15 protein-coding genes and 1 other RNA gene are annotated in these 16330 nt (G+C 60.3%); 4 read left to right on the top strand and 12 right to left on the bottom strand.

From position 1 onward, the window contains the following. Window positions 1-16: 16 nt before the first annotated feature. From rpsO to rimP, 7 genes are all read right to left on the bottom strand, one after another. On the bottom strand, window positions 17-286 hold the full coding sequence (gene rpsO, locus ACQZ5Y_RS05420) for a 30S ribosomal protein S15 (protein WP_003514294.1): 270 nt from the start codon (window positions 284-286) through the stop codon (window positions 17-19). Between the two features lie 163 nt (window positions 287-449). After that, window positions 450-1397 (bottom strand): tRNA pseudouridine(55) synthase TruB, encoded by a 948-nt coding sequence (gene truB, locus ACQZ5Y_RS05415; RefSeq protein WP_174049099.1) that lies wholly within the window; start codon window positions 1395-1397, stop codon window positions 450-452. A gap of 3 nt (window positions 1398-1400) precedes the next feature. After that, window positions 1401-1817, bottom strand: a complete 417-nt coding sequence (gene rbfA / locus ACQZ5Y_RS05410) for a 30S ribosome-binding factor RbfA (RefSeq protein ID WP_003507167.1) — start codon at window positions 1815-1817, stop codon at window positions 1401-1403. Window positions 1818-1892: 75 nt separating this feature from the next. Beyond that, window positions 1893-4640: a translation initiation factor IF-2 gene (gene infB / locus ACQZ5Y_RS05405; protein ID WP_003514296.1), complete on the bottom strand. Its 2748-nt coding sequence runs from the start codon at window positions 4638-4640 to the stop codon at window positions 1893-1895. Window positions 4641-4742: 102 nt separating this feature from the next. Further along, window positions 4743-5444 (bottom strand): RNA-binding protein, encoded by a 702-nt coding sequence (locus ACQZ5Y_RS05400; RefSeq protein ID WP_003514297.1) that lies wholly within the window; start codon window positions 5442-5444, stop codon window positions 4743-4745. Continuing rightward, window positions 5441-7057, bottom strand: a complete 1617-nt coding sequence (gene nusA, locus ACQZ5Y_RS05395) for a transcription termination factor NusA (protein ID WP_003514298.1) — start codon at window positions 7055-7057, stop codon at window positions 5441-5443. Before nusA ends, ACQZ5Y_RS05400 begins: the two co-directional genes overlap by 4 nt. Before the next feature lie 64 nt (window positions 7058-7121). Continuing rightward, window positions 7122-7718 carry a ribosome maturation factor RimP gene (gene rimP / locus ACQZ5Y_RS05390; protein WP_003514299.1) on the bottom strand — a complete coding sequence of 199 codons (597 nt, stop codon included), beginning with the start codon at window positions 7716-7718 and terminating at the stop codon, window positions 7122-7124. A gap of 287 nt (window positions 7719-8005) precedes the next feature. Between rimP and ACQZ5Y_RS05385 the strand changes: the two genes are divergently transcribed. Continuing rightward, a complete protein-coding gene (locus ACQZ5Y_RS05385) occupies window positions 8006-9634 on the top strand; it encodes an MFS transporter (RefSeq protein WP_076843882.1) in 1629 nt (542 codons plus the stop codon). A gap of 90 nt (window positions 9635-9724) precedes the next feature. Here the strand turns inward: ACQZ5Y_RS05385 and ACQZ5Y_RS05380 are convergent, their stop codons facing one another. Together ACQZ5Y_RS05380 and recR are read right to left on the bottom strand one after the other, a co-directional pair. Next, window positions 9725-10963: a lytic murein transglycosylase gene (locus tag ACQZ5Y_RS05380; protein WP_370647620.1), complete on the bottom strand. Its 1239-nt coding sequence runs from the start codon at window positions 10961-10963 to the stop codon at window positions 9725-9727. A gap of 123 nt (window positions 10964-11086) precedes the next feature. After that, window positions 11087-11692: a recombination mediator RecR gene (gene recR / locus ACQZ5Y_RS05375; protein WP_003514308.1), complete on the bottom strand. Its 606-nt coding sequence runs from the start codon at window positions 11690-11692 to the stop codon at window positions 11087-11089. A 37-nt stretch (window positions 11693-11729) separates the two neighbouring features. Here recR and ACQZ5Y_RS05370 point away from each other — a divergent pair, with 37 nt between their 5' ends. Next, a complete protein-coding gene (locus ACQZ5Y_RS05370; RefSeq protein ID WP_162714127.1) occupies window positions 11730-12365 on the top strand; it encodes an MOSC domain-containing protein in 636 nt (211 codons plus the stop codon). Window positions 12366-12378: 13 nt separating this feature from the next. On the opposite strand, the gene ACQZ5Y_RS05365 is transcribed toward ACQZ5Y_RS05370, so the two are convergent. From ACQZ5Y_RS05365 to ffs, 3 genes are all read right to left on the bottom strand, one after another. Continuing rightward, window positions 12379-12702, bottom strand: a complete 324-nt coding sequence (locus ACQZ5Y_RS05365; RefSeq protein ID WP_003514318.1) for a YbaB/EbfC family nucleoid-associated protein — start codon at window positions 12700-12702, stop codon at window positions 12379-12381. A gap of 27 nt (window positions 12703-12729) precedes the next feature. Beyond that, window positions 12730-14607 (bottom strand): DNA polymerase III subunit gamma/tau, encoded by a 1878-nt coding sequence (locus ACQZ5Y_RS05360; RefSeq protein WP_111795096.1) that lies wholly within the window; start codon window positions 14605-14607, stop codon window positions 12730-12732. Window positions 14608-14769: 162 nt separating this feature from the next. Beyond that, window positions 14770-14866, bottom strand: an RNA gene (gene ffs / locus ACQZ5Y_RS05355) — signal recognition particle sRNA small type. Window positions 14867-14931: 65 nt separating this feature from the next. Here ffs and ACQZ5Y_RS05350 point away from each other — a divergent pair. Together ACQZ5Y_RS05350 and nudC are read left to right on the top strand one after the other, a co-directional pair. Then, window positions 14932-15360, top strand: coding sequence for an HIT domain-containing protein (locus ACQZ5Y_RS05350; RefSeq protein WP_161986907.1), 429 nt, complete (start codon window positions 14932-14934; stop codon window positions 15358-15360). Continuing rightward, the gene (gene nudC, locus ACQZ5Y_RS05345) at window positions 15360-16322 is read left to right on the top strand and encodes an NAD(+) diphosphatase (RefSeq protein WP_003514323.1); all 963 of its coding nucleotides are present in this window, start codon (window positions 15360-15362) and stop codon (window positions 16320-16322) included. The genes ACQZ5Y_RS05350 and nudC overlap by 1 nt, the downstream gene beginning before the upstream one ends. Window positions 16323-16330 lie beyond the last annotated feature (8 nt).

Below are 16330 nucleotides of genomic sequence, written 5' to 3'. Positions count from 1 at the left end.
CCCGCCGGATAAGGTTTTAGCGGCGAATGCCGAGAGCACCGATCAGCTTGCTGTAACGGGCTTCGTCCTTCTTCTTCAGATAGTCGAGAAGCGAACGGCGGCTCGAAACCAGCGTCAGAAGGCCACGACGGGAGTGGTTGTCCTTCTTGTGGTCCTTGAAGTGACCGGTCAGGTTGTTGATCCGCTCGGTCAGAATAGCGACCTGAACTTCCGGAGAACCGGTGTCGCCTTCGTTCGTTGCATATTCCTTGATGAGGGCGGCTTTGCGCTCTGCAGTAATCGACATCGGACGATCCTTTCTATTTTAAGGAAAAATGGGACGCCTAGAGCCGGGATGTCGTCCAGCTCTGGCCATTCGGCAGCATAGGCAAAGCCCAAGCTGGCGCTGCCTATAAACTATTCCGGGTACAATTGAAAGAGGCGATTGACGGCGCCCCTCAAGGCTCGTCTCAACCGAAAACGCGCTTCGGCCGGAATTCGCCCTCGCCGATCTCTCCGATGGCAATGAGCTTGCCATGCGCAGTGGCATAGGCCTCCGGGTGATTGGCCGGCGCATCACGCCCGCGCAGCAGGATCGGATTGCCCATCTTCAGCCGGTGTGCCTGATCATCATTGATGATGAGGTGGGGAAGGGATGAAAGCGCTTCCGCCGTGTCGATCAGAAAAGCATCGAGCGCTTCAAGCCGCTCGTCGCGGTCTTCGATGGCTTCGAGCGCCGTCAAGGTTTCGAGCGGTACCATCATGTCCTCGCCGAATGGCGCGACCATGGTACGGCGCAATTGCGAAATATGACCGAAACAGCCGAGATCCCGGCCCATGTCGCGCGCAAGCGCCCGCACATAGGTACCCTTGCCGCATTCCACTTCGAAATGAGCGGTGTCAGCGTCGGGGCAGGCGAGCAGCGTCAGACGGTGAATTTCCACCTCGCGCGCGGGAATCTCCACCGTTTCGCCTTCACGCGCCAGATCATAGGCCCGCTCACCGGCAATCTTGATGGCGGAAAACTGCGGCGGCGTCTGCATGATCACGCCGGTATAATTGGGCAGAATATCGCGGATCGCCTGTTCGTCCGGGCGCTGGTCGGAGGAGTTGACAACCTCGCCTTCCAGATCGTCGGTTGCGCGTTCTTCACCCCAGGTGACGGTAAACTCGTAGATTTTCCGGCCGTCCATGACGTAAGGAACGGTCTTGGTGGCGTCACCGAGGGCAATCGGCAGCATGCCGGACGCCAAGGGGTCGAGTGTTCCGGCGTGACCTGCCTTCTGGGCGTTAAACAGCCATTTGATCTTGGAAACGGCTTCGGTTGAGCCGAAATCGAGCGGCTTGTCGAGAATGAGCCAGCCCGAAACTGGGCGGCCCTTGGGTTTGCGGTTCTGCTGTTTGCGTGGTTTGGACATGCTTCAGTTCTGTTCGTCGTCTTTTTCGTTCGAAGGTCCCAGATCGCGCTGCACCTCCGGTGACCGCAGGAGTGCGTCGATCTTCTGGTAGTTGTCGAAACTCGTATCGTCGCGGAAACGCAGTTCCGGCATGTACTTCATCTGCCGCAGCTGCGGGCCGAGGCGGCCGCGCATGAACTTGGCATGGCGGTTGAGCGCCGTGATGATGTCGGTATGATCCGCAACGCCAAGCGGCGTCACGTAAGCGGTCGCGATCTTGAGATCGGGTGACATGCGCACTTCCGAGATGGAAATGACGGTGCCTTCGATCAGATCGTCGCGGACTTCACCGCGCTGGAGAATTTGGGTCAGTGCGGCGCGCACCTGTTCGCCAACACGCAGCATGCGTTGCGAAGGGGCCGATGATGTAGCTTTTGCCATGGGTAATGCCTCAAACGGAGCGAGCGCCGGTGAAGCCGGCGCCCGACAGAAAAGTCCTGTTTTGCGGCGAGACGCTTAGAGCGTTCTCGTGATGTGTTCGACGCGGAAGCACTCGATGGTGTCGCCGGCGCGAATGTCTTCGTAATTCTCGAAGGCCATACCGCACTCCTGACCAACAGGCACTTCGTTGACTTCGTCCTTGAAGCGCTTGAGGGTCTTGAGCTTGCCTTCGTGGATAACGACGTTGTCGCGCACCAGACGCACACCCGCACCACGTTCCACCTTGCCCTCGACGACGCGGCAACCCGCGACCTTACCGACCTTGGTGATGTTGAACACCTCGAGAATTTCGGCATTGCCGAGGAAGGTCTCGCGACGTTCCGGCGAAAGCAGACCCGACATCGCCGCCTTCACGTCATCCACCAGATCGTAGATGATGTTGTAGTAGCGGATTTCGATACCGGCGCGTTCGGACGCCGTACGTGCCTGTGCGTTGGCGCGAACGTTGAAGCCGATGATCGCGGCGTTCGATGCCTCGGCAAGCGAGATATCCGATTCCGTGATGGCACCAGCACCAGAGTGAACGACACGAGCGCGGACTTCGTCTGTGCCGAGCTTGTCGAGCGAAGCGATAATGGCTTCGACCGAACCTTGCACGTCCGCCTTGATGACCAGCGGGAATTCCTTCAATCCCGAAGTCTGCAACTGGCTCATCATCTGTTCCAGCGAGCCGCGCTGACCGGTCTGACGGGCAACAGCCTTGTCGCGTGCCAGACGCTGGCGGTATTCGGAGATCTCGCGAGCACGACCTTCGTTTTCGACAACCGCAAAACGGTCACCGGCCGACGGCGTGCCGGAAAGGCCGAGGATTTCGACCGGCATGGCCGGACCGGCTTCCTTGACGTGGTCGCCCTTGTCGTTGACGAGCGCGCGCACACGGCCCCACTGATCGCCGGCAACGATGATCTGGCCGGGCTTCAGTGTACCCTTCTGCACGAGAACGGTCGCGACGGCACCACGTCCACGGTCCAGCTCGGCTTCGATGACCGTGCCTTCCGCGGTGCGGCTTGGATCCGCCTTGAGATCGAGGATTTCCGCCTGAAGCAGGATCGCTTCGAGCAGCTTGTCGAGGTTGAGCTTGTTCTTGGCCGACACTTCGACATCAAGAACTTCACCACCCATCGATTCCACGAACACTTCGTGCTGCAGCAGCTGCTGGCGAACCTTTTCAGGGTTTGCCTCGTGCTTGTCGATCTTGTTGATCGCAACGACGATCGGAACACCGGCCGCCTTCGCATGGTTGATCGACTCGATCGTCTGCGGCATCACGCTGTCGTCGGCTGCAACAACCAGCACGGCGATGTCGGTTGCCTGCGCACCACGGGCACGCATTGCCGTAAAGGCGGCGTGGCCGGGGGTGTCGATGAAGGTGATCTTCTGACCGTTCTTTTCGACCTGATAGGCGCCGATATGCTGGGTGATGCCACCGGCCTCGCCAGCAACGACATTCGCCTGACGGATAGCGTCGAGCAGCGAGGTCTTGCCGTGGTCGACGTGGCCCATGATGGTCACGACCGGCGGACGGGAAACCATCTCGCCTTCATCGTCAGCCTTGTTGAAGAGACCCTCTTCAACGTCGGATTCGGAAACGCGCTTGACCGTATGGCCGAATTCGACCGCGATCAGTTCCGCCAGATCGGCGTCGATCACGTCGCCCGGCTTAAGCATCTGGCCTTCCTTCATCAGGAACTTGATGACGTCAACGGCGCGCTCGGACATACGCTGCGACAGTTCCTGAATGGTGATGGTTTCCGGCAGGATGACTTCGCGCAGAACCTTTTCGCGGGTTTCCTGCATCTGGCTGCGACGGAATTTCTCCTGGCGGCGGCGCATGGATGCCATCGAGCGGCCACGCGGCGTACCATCTTCTTCCAGATTGGCGGCGGTCACGGTCAGCTTGCCACGACGGCGCTCTTCTTCGGTCTTCAGGCGGGCTGCAGGCTTGGCCGGAACCGGAGCCACGACCTTGCCACGAGCCGGAAGGCTGCTGCCACGACGGACTGCGCCGCGATCGTCCTCGTCGTCGCCACCGGTGCGGCGTCCGCGGGGAGCGGCGGCGTCGGGCGTGGCGGGAGCGGAACGGGGAGCAACAGGCTGGGGACGGGCGTCAGCGCGTGGCGCCGGCGCAGCGGCCGCAGCCGGCTTTTCGCCGGAGAGATCGGATTTCGCTTCCGTAACAGGCTGGCTCGCAGCGATCTTTGCCGCCGCAGCCTCTTCGGCAGCGCGGTTTTCGGCTTCGATCTTTTCAGCGGCGATGCGTTGTTCTTCTTCCACCTTGCGGCGGGCTTCGTCTTCGGCGCGCTGCTTGGCTTCGATAACATCGCGAGCCTGCGCTTCTATCAGCGCACGGCGGCGGGCTTCCATCTCGCCTGCGGACAGGTCGTGCAGAACGTTGCCGCGCGGACGGTCAGGCTGACGCTGCTGCGGTGCGGACGAGCCGGGGCGCTGCTGCGAATGGGAAGAACCCGGACGCTGCTGTTGGTTGCTCGGCTGTTGAATGCGTTGCTGTGGGGCCTGCGGACGCGGTGCCGAAGGGGCAGGCGCTGCCGGCTTCGGCGCCGGAGCTGCCGCCACGACAGGCTGAACCGGCTTCTCGTCTTCGGGACGCAGGGGGCGGCGCTTGCGTGTTTCCACGACAACCGCGTTGGTGCGACCTCGACCCATGTCCTGCCGCACGGTGCCCTGATTCATCCCGCCCGGTTTCAGGGTAAGAGTCTTCTTGGCCGGCGCATTGAGTGTCTTGTCGTCGTTGTTGTCGGTCATTCCGTTCCCGTTCCTACGGACGAGAACCGGATGACATCCATCAGGTCTCGTCGTTCAATTGCTGCATCGGAACGCGGCGGCCGTTCATGTTTGGCAACCGCGTCATTGTACTGTCCGGGCAGCGTCGCGTTCCGCCTCAGGCTGACCGCCAAGGCGGTACTGCTTAAGCATCTTTGCGCGCTTCACTACACCCTCACCCGCCTGCCCCGCAAGCGCGCAAGCATGGATAAAAGCATTCTGGCCCATCAACTCGTCCATTTCGGCTTCGCTAAAGAGCCGGAAGGACGGAATTTCATTGCCGGCATCGCTGCCGAGCTCCCAGGCCTTGCGGGCCTGGTCCAGTTTTCGCACGCCGTCTGCCGCGGCATCGGTTGCGTGGAACACGGCAATCGCATTCCCCGAACGGACGGCGGCATCGACTTTCGTCGCGCCGCTGATGAACTGACCCGCCTTGCGCGCCATGTTCATCATTCCGGCAAGCTGCTGCGACATCAGGCGGTCGAGAAGAGCGAGAAGCTCCGGCCCGGCCTTGACGTCGCGTTTGAGTGCCCGTGCGAAGATCTTCTTCGCGATGGCTTTCTCTATCAGGGCGCGCTCCGGCTTTACCCAGCATCCGCGCCCCGGCAATTGGCGTTTCAGGTCCGGAACGACGTTGCCGTCCGGCCCTGCGACGAAGCGGATCAACTCGTCTGGAGATCCGCTCTGCCTTGTCACAATGCACATACGTCCATTGACGTTGCCTTCCAGCCGCCCGTCCTCATCGGTTTCGGGCAGCTCGTCCGGCTCATGCACCTGCGATGTCATTCCTGTTCGGCGGTATCCGCCTCCTCAGTAGCTTCCGCATCGACTTCTTCTTCGGAAGCCAGATCCTCGGCCGTGATCCAGCCTGCCAGAAGACGGGCCTGCACAACCATGTTCTCAGCTTCGACGCGCGATACGTCGAGCTTGGAGAAGATGCCTTCGAACTTCTTCGTCTCGCCGTCCTTGCGTTCGCTCCAGCCGACCAGATCGTCTGCGGCGCAACCGGCAAAGTCCTCGATGGTCTTGATACCGTCTTCACCAAGGGCGACCATCATCTGCGAGGTCAGGCCTTCGATCTGGCGCAGCTCGTCGGCAACGCCGAGTTCCTTGCGCTTGGCGTCCATTTCGGCTTCCAGGCGTTCCAGATATTCGCGGGCGCGGGTCTGGATTTCATCGGCGGTGTCATCGTCGAAGCCGTCGATCGAGGAAATTTCTCCAAGATCGACATAGGCAAGTTCTTCAACCTGCGCGAAGCCTTCGGAAGCCAGAACCTGACCAACCATCTCGTCAACGTCGAGGGCGTCCATGAAGAGTGCCGTGCGCTCGTTGAATTCCTTCTGGCGACGCTCGGATTCTTCCTGCTCCGTCATGATGTCGATATCCCAGCCGGTCAGCTGCGATGCCAGACGTACGTTCTGGCCGCGGCGGCCGATGGCGAGCGAAAGCTGCTCGTCGGGAACCACAACTTCGATGCGCTCGGATTCTTCATCCAGAACGACCTTGGCCACTTCAGCGGGCTGCAGAGCGTTGACGATGAAGGATGCCGGCTCCTGGCTCCACGGAATGATGTCGATCTTTTCGCCCTGCAATTCGCCGACAACGGCCTGAACGCGCGAACCGCGCATACCGACGCAGGCGCCGACCGGATCGATCGACGAGTCGTTCGAAATGACGGCGATCTTGGCGCGCGAACCGGGGTCACGGGCAACCGACTTGATCTGGATGATGCCGTCGTAGATTTCAGGAACTTCCATGGTGAACAGCTTCACCATGAACTGCGGATGTGTACGCGACAGGAAAATCTGCGGGCCACGCTGCTCGCGGCGAACGTCGTAGACGTAAGCGCGTACACGGTCGCCATAACGCATGTTTTCCCGCGGAATCATCTCGTCGCGACGGATGATGCCTTCGCCACGGCCCAGATCGACGATGACATTGCCATATTCGACGCGCTTGACGGTGCCGTTGACGATTTCGCCGATGCGATCCTTGAACTCGTCATACTGACGGTCGCGTTCTGCTTCGCGCACCTTCTGAACGATGACCTGCTTGGCGGACTGTGCGGCGATACGGCCGAAATCCATCGGCGGCAGCGGATCGGCGATGAAATCGCCGAGCTTGGCGTCCGGGTTGCGGTCGCGGGCAAGTTCGAGCGGAATCTGGGTCGAATAGTCTTCGGCCGTCTCTACCACTTCCAGAAGACGCTGCAGGCGGATTTCGCCGGTCTTGGAGTTGATGTCGGCGCGAATGTTGGTTTCCGAACCATAGCGCGAGCGGGCGGCTTTCTGGATAGCGTCGGCCATTGCGGCAAGCACGATTTCGCGGTCGATGACCTTTTCGCGCGCCACAGCATCGGCGATCTGCAGAAGCTCAAGCCGGTTAGCACTCACTGCCATTTTTTTGTCTCCGTAAGTCGCATAATTGCGGGGATCACCCGTTTTCCGGGCTTTTACGTTGGAATTAGTCTTCGTCTGCTTCGTTTTCGTCGTTCTGGTTTGCGGCGGCGGCCTTTGCCGCCTTGTCTGCCCGCAGCGCATCACGAATAAGGTCGTCCGTCAGAATGAGCTTCGCGTCGGAAAGCGCGCTGAACGGAATGGTGACTGTCGGTTCGTCGCCATAGGCGATCTGGTCGCGTTCCAGCTTGAAGCCGTCCGCATCCACCTCGACGATCTTGCCGCGAAACCGCTTGCGGTTTTCGACCAGAATGGAGGTTTCGGCCTTCACCAGATGGCCCTGCCAACGGGTGAAATCCGACTTGCGAACCATCGGCCGGTCAATGCCGGGCGAGGAAACTTCGAGATGATACGCCTTATCGACCGGATCTTCCACATCAAGAACCGGTGAAATCGCCATTGACACGGCTTCGCAGCCCTCGACGGTCATGGTGCCGTCTTCCCGCTCGGCCATCACCTGCAGGGTCATGCCGTTCTGGTTGGAGAGCCGCACGCGCACCAGAAGATATCCCATGCCCGTCAAAACAGGCTCGATGATTTCGGCGATGCGCTGGTCGATTCCCGTTTCGGTTATCAGTCGCGGTTCATGTACGGTGTCTGCCATCTGGCCTTCCGGTCTTTAGATTTTCACCGGGCGCTCAGCCCGTGGTTTCCGGTTCGCCTAACGAAAAAGAGCGGAGCCTTGCGGCCCCACTCTTCATCAAGCGATCAAGAATTTCAAAGGTCATATAGACCCATCAGGGCAGGATTGCAAGGTTTTCGCGGGCAGGGCGCGTCAGTCACGGCTGCGGCCACATTTTCACCTTCACCGTGTCGGAAAGGGTGGCATGATTTCCGGCACTGTCTATAGTTGCCGTTTGACAAATCGCAGTTGCATCAAGTGGACTGATCGTGCCTGACCGTAAATCGCCACTCGCGCCTTTAAGGCATTTGACTTACAGACGAATCTGGATCGCGAGCCTTGCCTCGAATTTCGGCGGTCTGATCCAGGCGGTTGGCGCCGCGTGGATGATGACCTCGCTGTCGAGTTCCGAAAACATGATAGCGCTGGTACAGGCCTCCACCTCGCTGCCGATCATGATGTTTTCGCTGATTTCAGGCGCACTGGCCGATAGTTTCGACCGCCGCCGCATCATGATTTCCGCTCAGATCCTGATGCTGACGGCTTCCGTGCTGCTGACGGTTTTTGCCTGGTCCGGCTGGCTCACTCCGTGGTTGCTGCTCTTCTTCACCTTCATGATCGGCTGTGGCACGGCGCTCAACAATCCGTCCTGGCAGGCGTCCGTCGGCGAAATGGTGCCGCGTGAGGATCTGCCCGCCGCCGTGACACTGAATAGCGTCGGGTTTAATATCACCCGCAGCGTCGGTCCTGCCATCGGCGGCATCATCGTCGCTGCCGCCGGCGCCGCGGCCGCGTTTTTCGTGAACGCGCTCAGCTATTTTGCCCTCATCTACGCGCTGGTTCGCTGGCAGCCGCCCAAATATGCCTCGACCTTGCCGCGCGAGCAGCTTCTTGCCGCCATATCGGCCGGGATGCGTTATGTGGCGATGTCGCCGAATATCGGCAAGGTTCTGGTGCGTGGCTTTCTCTTCGGCCTTTCCGCCAGCGCCATCCTGGCGCTGATGCCGATCGTTGCCCGCGATCTGGTCGAGGGTGGCCCGCTGACCTACGGCGTCATGCTGGGTGCGTTCGGTGTCGGCGCTATCGGCGGCGCGCTCGTCAGCGCCAGACTTCGCGAGGTTCTGTCCAGCGAATGGATCGTACGTGTCGCCTTTTTGGGCTTCGCCTTCAGTTCCGGCGTGACGGCGGTCAGCACGAACGCGATCGTAACCTCGCTTGTTTTGACTATTGCCGGTGCCTGCTGGGTTCTGGCGCTTTCCCTGTTCAATACCATCGTCCAGCTTTCTGCCCCGCGCTGGGTGGTGGGCCGGGCGCTGTCGCTTTACCAGACGCTGACCTTCGGCGGCATCGCCGTCGGCAGTTGGCTGTGGGGCGAGCTGGCGGAAGATTACGGTATTTCCTATTCGCTTCTCGGTTCGTGCGTGCTGATGCTGCTGGGCGTCGTCGTCGGCCTCAAACTCGCCATGCCCGCTTTTGCTTCACTCAACCTCGATCCGCTCAACCGTTTCGTCGAACCGCCGCTAAGGCTCGATATCAAGCCGCGCAGCGGGCCGATTGCCATTCTTATAGACTATGAAATTCATGACGAGGATCTCGGCGAATTCCTGCCTTTGATGGCTGAGCGTCGCCGCATCCGTCTGCGCGATGGCGCGCGCAACTGGAACCTGATGCGTGATCTGGAAAATCCTGATATCTGGACGGAAAGCTACCATGTACTGACATGGGTGGAATATGTCCGCCACAACCACCGCCGCACCCAGGCGGATGCGGAAGCCTGGGACCGGCTACTGGCCCTTCATCGCGGCAAGACACGGCCCCGCGTGCACCGGATGATCGAGCGGCAAACCATTCCGCCGACAGATGACATCTTCCACAAGCCGCATACGGACCAGCATTGAGAGACGATAGGGCTAAGTAGTGGCGATGTCATGCTCGGGACAAGCCCGCGCATGACGGAGGAGAGGTTTTCACACGTCGCCAGTAAGCTGCTATTTCAGCTTCGCTTTCAGCGTAGCATCGGGAAAGCAGGTTGGTGACAGACCGTTTTTCGCCTGCCAGTCGCCCAGTGACCGGCGTGTCTTGAAGCCGGCCAGCCCGTCCGCTTTGCCGACATCATAACCCTTGGCGACGAGTGCCTTCTGCATGGCAAGAACGTCGGAGCGCAACATCGATCCGACATTGCCCCATTCGCCCTTGAACGGCCCCGCCCCATGGGAGATGCGGTCGGCGAGATTGCCGATGAACAGCGCGTAGAGATCGGAATTATTGTATTCCTTGATGACGTAGAAATTCGGCGTCACCACGAATTCCGGCCCGTGCCGCCCGGCTGGCACAAGCATCATGCCGTCGGCGGAGAGGTCATTGGATGGAAAGGCCTTTCCGGAAATGCGGGTGATCCCCATCTTCGCCCACGCACTCACCGGCCGGGCAAGATCCGGGCCTTCCTGGGCGCAGGAGACGTTGCCGGGTATAGACACTTCGAAGCCCCAGTCGCGATCCCTCTGCCAGCCGCGCTGCGAAAGATAGTTCGCTATGGATGCCAATGCGTCCGGCACGGAGTTCCAGATATCGCGGTGGCCGTCGCCATCGAAATCAACGGCATATTTGAGATAGCTCGACGGCATGAATTGCGGCTGACCGAGCGCGCCTGCCCAGGACCCCATCATGCGCGAGGCCGCAATATCGCCGCTTTCGACGATCTTCAGCGCATCGATCAGCTCGGTGCGGAACATCTCCTTGCGGGTCGACATATAGGCTTTCGTCGCCAGCACATCGACAACCGAATGCGGCAGTTTCGCACGGCCGAAACCGGATTCGCGGCCCCAGATCGCCACGACGACATCGCCGGGCACGCCATATTTGGCTTCGATCCGGCGAAGGGTGGCGGCATGCGTCGCGGCCAGAGAGCGGCCGGTGGCGGCAAGCCCCTGCAATCGTTTTTCGGAGAAATAAGCGCCGGGCGATGAAAATTCGGCCTGGCTCTGGCTCTGTTCCTTCGGCGGCTTCTGGCCGGGGATGACGAGATCAGGCAGACTCCAGTTGATGGAAAGGCCGCTCAGCGCAGCCTCCAGCGTCTTTTGCGAAATTCCCGCCTTGCGCGCTTCCGGCCAGATTTCCTTTTTCAGCCATGCATTGAAATCGGCATCGTACCGGGCAGCAGCGGCACCTGTCGGCGCGGATTGCGCCAGAGCGTCCGTTGCTGAAAAAACGGAAAGAATGGCGGCCAATGCCTTGAGGCTTTTCCAGGAAATGTGGAGGCCGGTTTTCCGTCTGGAAATGCGCCAAAACAAAGAATCAAATCGGTTTCGCATTCGGTCTCCTCTTCGAGTGACGGACAGGGAAAGAAGGCGTCAGATCGTTGTGCGAGCGCGCAGCGCCGCCGTCAATGTGCCCTCGTCGAGATAGTCCAGCTCGCCGCCAACAGGCACGCCATGCGCAAGCCGGGTGATCTTGATGCCGAGATCGGCCAGGCGGTCGGTGATGTAATGGGCTGTTGCCTGTCCCTCCACCGTCGCATTGACGGCGATGATGAGCTCGCGAATACCGCCGGCGCTGACGCGATCGATCAGTCCCTTGATGTTCAGATCTTCCGGCCCGACGCCATCGAGCGGCGACAGCGTGCCACCAAGCACATGATAGGCGGTATTCATGGCGCCTGCTCGCTCCAGCGCCCACAGATCCGACACGTCTTCCACCACGATGATGACCGACTGGTCACGTCTATCATCGGCGCAGACAGTGCAGGGATCGATGGTATCGACATTGCCGCAGCACGAGCAGATCTTCACCTTGTCATAGGCTTCACCCATCGCGTGGCCCAGCGGTCCAAGAAGCTGTTCCTTCTTCTTGATGAGATGCAGCGCCGCCCGCCGCGCCGAGCGAGGCCCAAGCCCCGGTACTTTTGCAAGCAGCTGGATCAGTTTTTCGATTTCGGGACCGGTGACTCGTTTTGCCATGAGCGCTTTCTACTGCATAAATCGGGAAACGGGAATCATGAAGCGCGAAGGGCAGTCCATGAAAATACGGGCAGTGTGCCGGGGCGAGGCGAAGGCCTTGCCGGGAAAGACGGCAAAGACGGGTATTTTCAAACATGCCGTGCAGGGCGCGGTGATGGTGGATGCGCAAGGCATCGTCAGCGACGCTGTCTGCAATCGTAAACATCACGGCGGGCCGGATCAGGCGATCTACGCCATGGGCTCTGCCGATCTCGATTTCTGGTCGCGTACGCTGGGTTTTGTGGTTGAGCCCGGATTTTTTGGGGAAAATCTGGTTCTGGAAGGTGTCGATAGTGCAAAACTGCATGTCGGCGACAGGTTTTCAGCCGAGGAAGTGGTGCTGGAAGTGACCGCCGCCCGCATTCCCTGCGCCACCCTGTCAGCCCGGCTCGGCGATCCCGGCTTCGCGCCGCGTTTTCGGCAGGCGGGTCAGCCGGGCTTTTATTGCCGGGTTCTGAAAGGTGGAATGCTCAGCGCCGGCGAAGGCATCGCTTTCGAACCCTATCAGGGAACGAAGCTGCCCATACCGGTCATTCTCCAGCGCTTCCGCCCCATGCAGCTTACCAGGGACGAACGTGCCGCATATCTCGGCACCCCGCTTGCGAGCCGGTTCCGCGCCATGCTGGAAGTCTGAATTCGTAATAATATCAGAACGGCAGCTTCATGCCGGGCGGGATCGGCAGGCCAGCCGTGATTTCCTTGGTCTTTTCAGCGGTGATGGCCTCGGCGCGCTCCTTGGCGTCATTGTGGGCGGCGACGATCAGGTCTTCGAGAATTTCGACGTCGTCTTCCTTGAAGAGAGACGGATCGATCTTCAGGCCCAGCAGGCTGCCCTTGCCATTCAGCTTCACGGTGACGAGACCGCCACCGGACTTGCCTTCGACTTCAAGCGCGGCGATATCCGCCTGCATCTTTTCCATCTTGGCCTGCATTTCCTTGACCTTGCCCATCATGCCCATGATGTCGCGCATGTGCCAAACTCCTGTTTTTGTTATGTATTAAAATTCGATGTCGTCGCCGGGAAGGATGTCGCCCTCGCTCGATTCGGCAACCGAAGGCGGCGGGGCGATCTCGTCCGGCTCGTCCTGCTGGGTGACGCGAATGCGCACGTCGGTGATTTTTGCACCTGGAAACTGTTGAAGAATGGCTGCAACGTCAGGGTCCTGCCTCGCATCCACGAGGCGGGCGTCGCGCGCACTCCCCTCGGCTTCAACCAGCGTCGGCTGACCCTGTTCCTTGCTAAGGCTGACGATCCAGTGGATACCGGTCCACTCTTTCAGCTTCACACCAAGCTCGCCGGGGAGCGATCCGGGTGCGCCATCGCCGAGGCGCATGTCGAGCCGGCCCGGCTCCAGCCGCACCAGCCGTACGAAGTTGCGAACCTTCGCCCGCATGACGGGATCGCGATTTTTCTGGCACAGGTCGGCAATGTCCTGAAGAGAGTTGACGGGAACCTTCGGCTCCGGCCGTTCTTCGGTTTTCGGTGCCGCGACCTGCATTTCCTGCGGGCGGCTGTCAGGCACGGCGCGCAGCATGGTCGAAGGCTGCGAGCTTGCCGGCCTCTGGGCGGAAAGCTCCACAGGTCTTCCTGCGGCCACTGTCTGCCCTGAGGAATAGGCGCGAGTGCCGCCGCCATTGCCGCCACCCGAAGGCGCGCCATTGGAATAGCCGCCATCGCTGTTGGAAAGTTCGAGCAGGCGTCGCGCCGCGTCTTCCGGTGCCGGAAGATTGGCGGCGTGCGAAAGGCGGATCAACACCATTTCGGCCGCACCCGCAGGACGTGAGGCATTTTCAGTTTCCGGAATACCCTTGAGCAGCATCTGCCAGATACGCGACAGCGCAGTCACGGCGATTGTCTCGGCAAATTCCGCGCCACGCACGCGTTCGATCTCGGACAGCGAGGGATCTTCCGCCGCATCCGGCACATATTTCATGCGGGTGACGAGGTGAGTGAAATCGGCAAGGTCGTTCAGCACGACGACGGGGTTGGCGCCTGCCTCGTATTGACCATTGAATTCAGAAAGTGCCGCCGCGACATCGCCTTTGATGATGTGCTGGAAAAGATCGACGATGCGCGCCCGGTCGGCAAGACCCAGCATGCCGCGCACCGCCTCGGCTTCCACGCGTCCGCCGCCATGGGCGATCGCCTGATCGAGCAGGGAAAGACCGTCACGGGCGGAACCCTCAGCCGCGCGGGCAATCATTGAGAGCGCCTGCGGTTCGGCCTCGAAACCTTCCTTGCCGGCAATGGCAGTGAACAGGCCGACGAGATCGGCGGCGCTGATGCGGCGCAGGTCGAAGCGCTGGCACCGCGACAGCACGGTGATCGGAACCTTGCGGATTTCAGTGGTTGCGAAGATGAATTTCACATGCTCCGGCGGCTCTTCCAACGTCTTCAGAAGACCGTTGAAGGCCTGCGTCGAGAGCATGTGCACTTCGTCGATGATATAGACTTTATAGCGCGCCGAAACCGGGCGGTAACGCACCTGCTCGATGATCTCGCGAATGTCGTCAATACCGGTATGGGAGGCGGCGTCCATCTCGATCACGTCGACATGACGGCCTTCCATGATCGCCTGACAATGTTCGCCGGGGATACGCAGGTCGATGGTCGGTTTGTCGATGGTGTCGGTCTTGTAGTTCAGCGCGCGTGCAAGAATACGCGCGGTGGTCGTCTTGCCCACACCGCGAACGCCGGTCAGCATATAGGCCTGCGCGATGCGGCCGGTCTCGAACGCATTCGTCAGCGTGCGGACCATCGGCTCCTGGCCGACCATCAGATCGGAAAAATCCTTCGGACGATATTTGCGTGCCAGTACCCGGTAGCCGGTCCCGCCCTGGGATTCGCTTGATGTGGTGGGTAAGGTGTCGCTCATCGCCTCGCCAGTTTATTTTGCCAGTTTGTCCTAGAGCGCCGTGCGTCCCATTGGACGCATCAGGCACGCTCTATTCCTCTAAAGTCTGCACATCATGCCGATACGCAGGGGCCGCTTTCAGGCTGAACCGGCCCGGCGAAAGCTGAGCGGAATTTAAAAAGGGTGGGAGGCTGGCACGGCGACCCGTGCCTGGCTCGTTAGGGCTGCTTCCTTCCGGACCTGACCCGGTTGGCGAGTGGCTCGTCCACCACCAACCTCCCGGGGCCACATATCGGCAATATCGAAAGCAAATGCAAGCCAAGCCTTCAAAAAACTGCTATCACAATGAAAACAAACATGGAGGACGCCTTGGAGACATTCCGGCTGGACGACAGGCTGGCGCGCGACAGTGCGCTTGTAATGCGTTTGGGACTATGCGAGCTGCGTTTGCAGAACGACAGCCGCTGGCCCTGGCTGGTGCTGGTGCCACAGAGAGGCGGCGCCAGCGAGCTGTTCGATCTTACTCCGCTCGATCAGGCCGTGCTGACGTTCGAGACCAATCTCGTCGCCTCCGCGCTGAAGGACGTTACCGGGGCCACCAAGATCAATGTCGGCGCGCTGGGCAATATCGTCCGGCAACTTCACGTCCATATTATCGCCCGCAACGAAGGCGACACCTGCTGGCCCGGCCCAATCTGGGGTCACGGGACGCCAGTGCCCTATGGCCCGGGCGAAAAGGAATCCTTGATGAAAAAAATATCCGGCGCGCTCTGATGATATCAATGACTATTTTCGAAACCACTGCTCCCCATCCCGAAGCAAGCCTGCTGACAGCCTTTTCCAAGAACGCCCTCAACCGATTCGCCGAAAAGCGGACGGAAGACTGCGTTGCCGATGCGCTGAAAGTCGATGGCACCCATATTTTTGCCTTCTCCGGCAACCGGCTTGTCCTGAAACATGACGAACAGGTCATAGATCCCCTGTTTTCCGCCTATGAGCTGGCGGAATTGCAGCCGGATTTCGACAATGCCGTTCTGCTTGGATACCGCGAAACTGGCGAACCGAGAATTGCGGTGCCGGTGGCCGTCACGGAAGACACGCTCGCGAGCCACTACAAGCTGGCCGATGCCCGCACCCTTTATCGCGATCATCTTCTCGATGAGGAATTGTTGAGCGAGGTCGCCCAGGCCGTCAGCCTTACGCACTGGAATGCCGACAACCGCTTCTGCGGACGGTGCGGCGGCACGATGGAATTGCGTATCGGCGGCTACAAGCGCATCTGCGCCGCCTGCAATCACACCATTTTTCCCCGAACCGATCCCGTTGTCATCATGATGACGATCGATATCGAGCGCGATCTTTGCCTGCTCGGACGCGGCGCGCATTTTGCGCCGGGCATGTATTCCTGCCTCGCCGGTTTCGTGGAGCCGGGCGAAACGATCGAGCAGGCCGTGCGCCGCGAGACGCATGAAGAATCCGGCGTCGAAATCGGCCGCGTGCGCTATCACGCTTCCCAGCCCTGGCCGATGCCGCACACGCTGATGATCGGCTGTTATGCCGAGGCTCTCTCGTTCGATATTTCCCGCGATGAGATCGAGCTGGAGGATTGCCGCTGGTTCACGCGGGCGGAGGTTGCCACGATGCTGGAGGCTGCTGCGGGCGAGGGCTTTTCCGCGCCTCCGGGCGGTGCCATCGCGCACCGGCTGATGCGCGACTGGGTGGAATGGACGAAATGAAGATTTGC

It is taken from the genome of Agrobacterium sp. A3-95, from assembly GCF_053521785.1.
This window is presented reverse-complemented; position numbering and strand designations above follow the sequence as displayed.

Bases quoted from the DNA above. Each gene is read 5' to 3' on its own strand.
- rpsO (WP_003514294.1), bottom strand. From the start codon at position 286: ATGTCGATTACTGCAGAGCGCAAAGCCGCCCTCATCAAGGAATATGCA.
- truB (WP_174049099.1), bottom strand. From the start codon at position 1,397: ATGTCCAAACCACGCAAACAGCAGAACCGCAAACCCAAGGGCCGCCCA.
- rbfA (WP_003507167.1), bottom strand. From the start codon at position 1,817: ATGGCAAAAGCTACATCATCGGCCCCTTCGCAACGCATGCTGCGTGTT.
- infB (WP_003514296.1), bottom strand. From the start codon at position 4,640: ATGACCGACAACAACGACGACAAGACACTCAATGCGCCGGCCAAGAAG.
- ACQZ5Y_RS05400 (WP_003514297.1), bottom strand. From the start codon at position 5,444: ATGACATCGCAGGTGCATGAGCCGGACGAGCTGCCCGAAACCGATGAG.
- nusA (WP_003514298.1), bottom strand. From the start codon at position 7,057: ATGGCAGTGAGTGCTAACCGGCTTGAGCTTCTGCAGATCGCCGATGCT.
- rimP (WP_003514299.1), bottom strand. From the start codon at position 7,718: ATGGCAGACACCGTACATGAACCGCGACTGATAACCGAAACGGGAATC.
- recR (WP_003514308.1), bottom strand. From the start codon at position 11,692: ATGGCAAAACGAGTCACCGGTCCCGAAATCGAAAAACTGATCCAGCTG.
- ACQZ5Y_RS05370 (WP_162714127.1), top strand. From the start codon at position 11,730: ATGAAGCGCGAAGGGCAGTCCATGAAAATACGGGCAGTGTGCCGGGGC.
- ACQZ5Y_RS05365 (WP_003514318.1), bottom strand. From the start codon at position 12,702: ATGCGCGACATCATGGGCATGATGGGCAAGGTCAAGGAAATGCAGGCC.
- ACQZ5Y_RS05360 (WP_111795096.1), bottom strand. From the start codon at position 14,607: ATGAGCGACACCTTACCCACCACATCAAGCGAATCCCAGGGCGGGACC.
- ACQZ5Y_RS05350 (WP_161986907.1), top strand. From the start codon at position 14,932: ATGAAAACAAACATGGAGGACGCCTTGGAGACATTCCGGCTGGACGAC.
- nudC (WP_003514323.1), top strand. From the start codon at position 15,360: ATGATATCAATGACTATTTTCGAAACCACTGCTCCCCATCCCGAAGCA.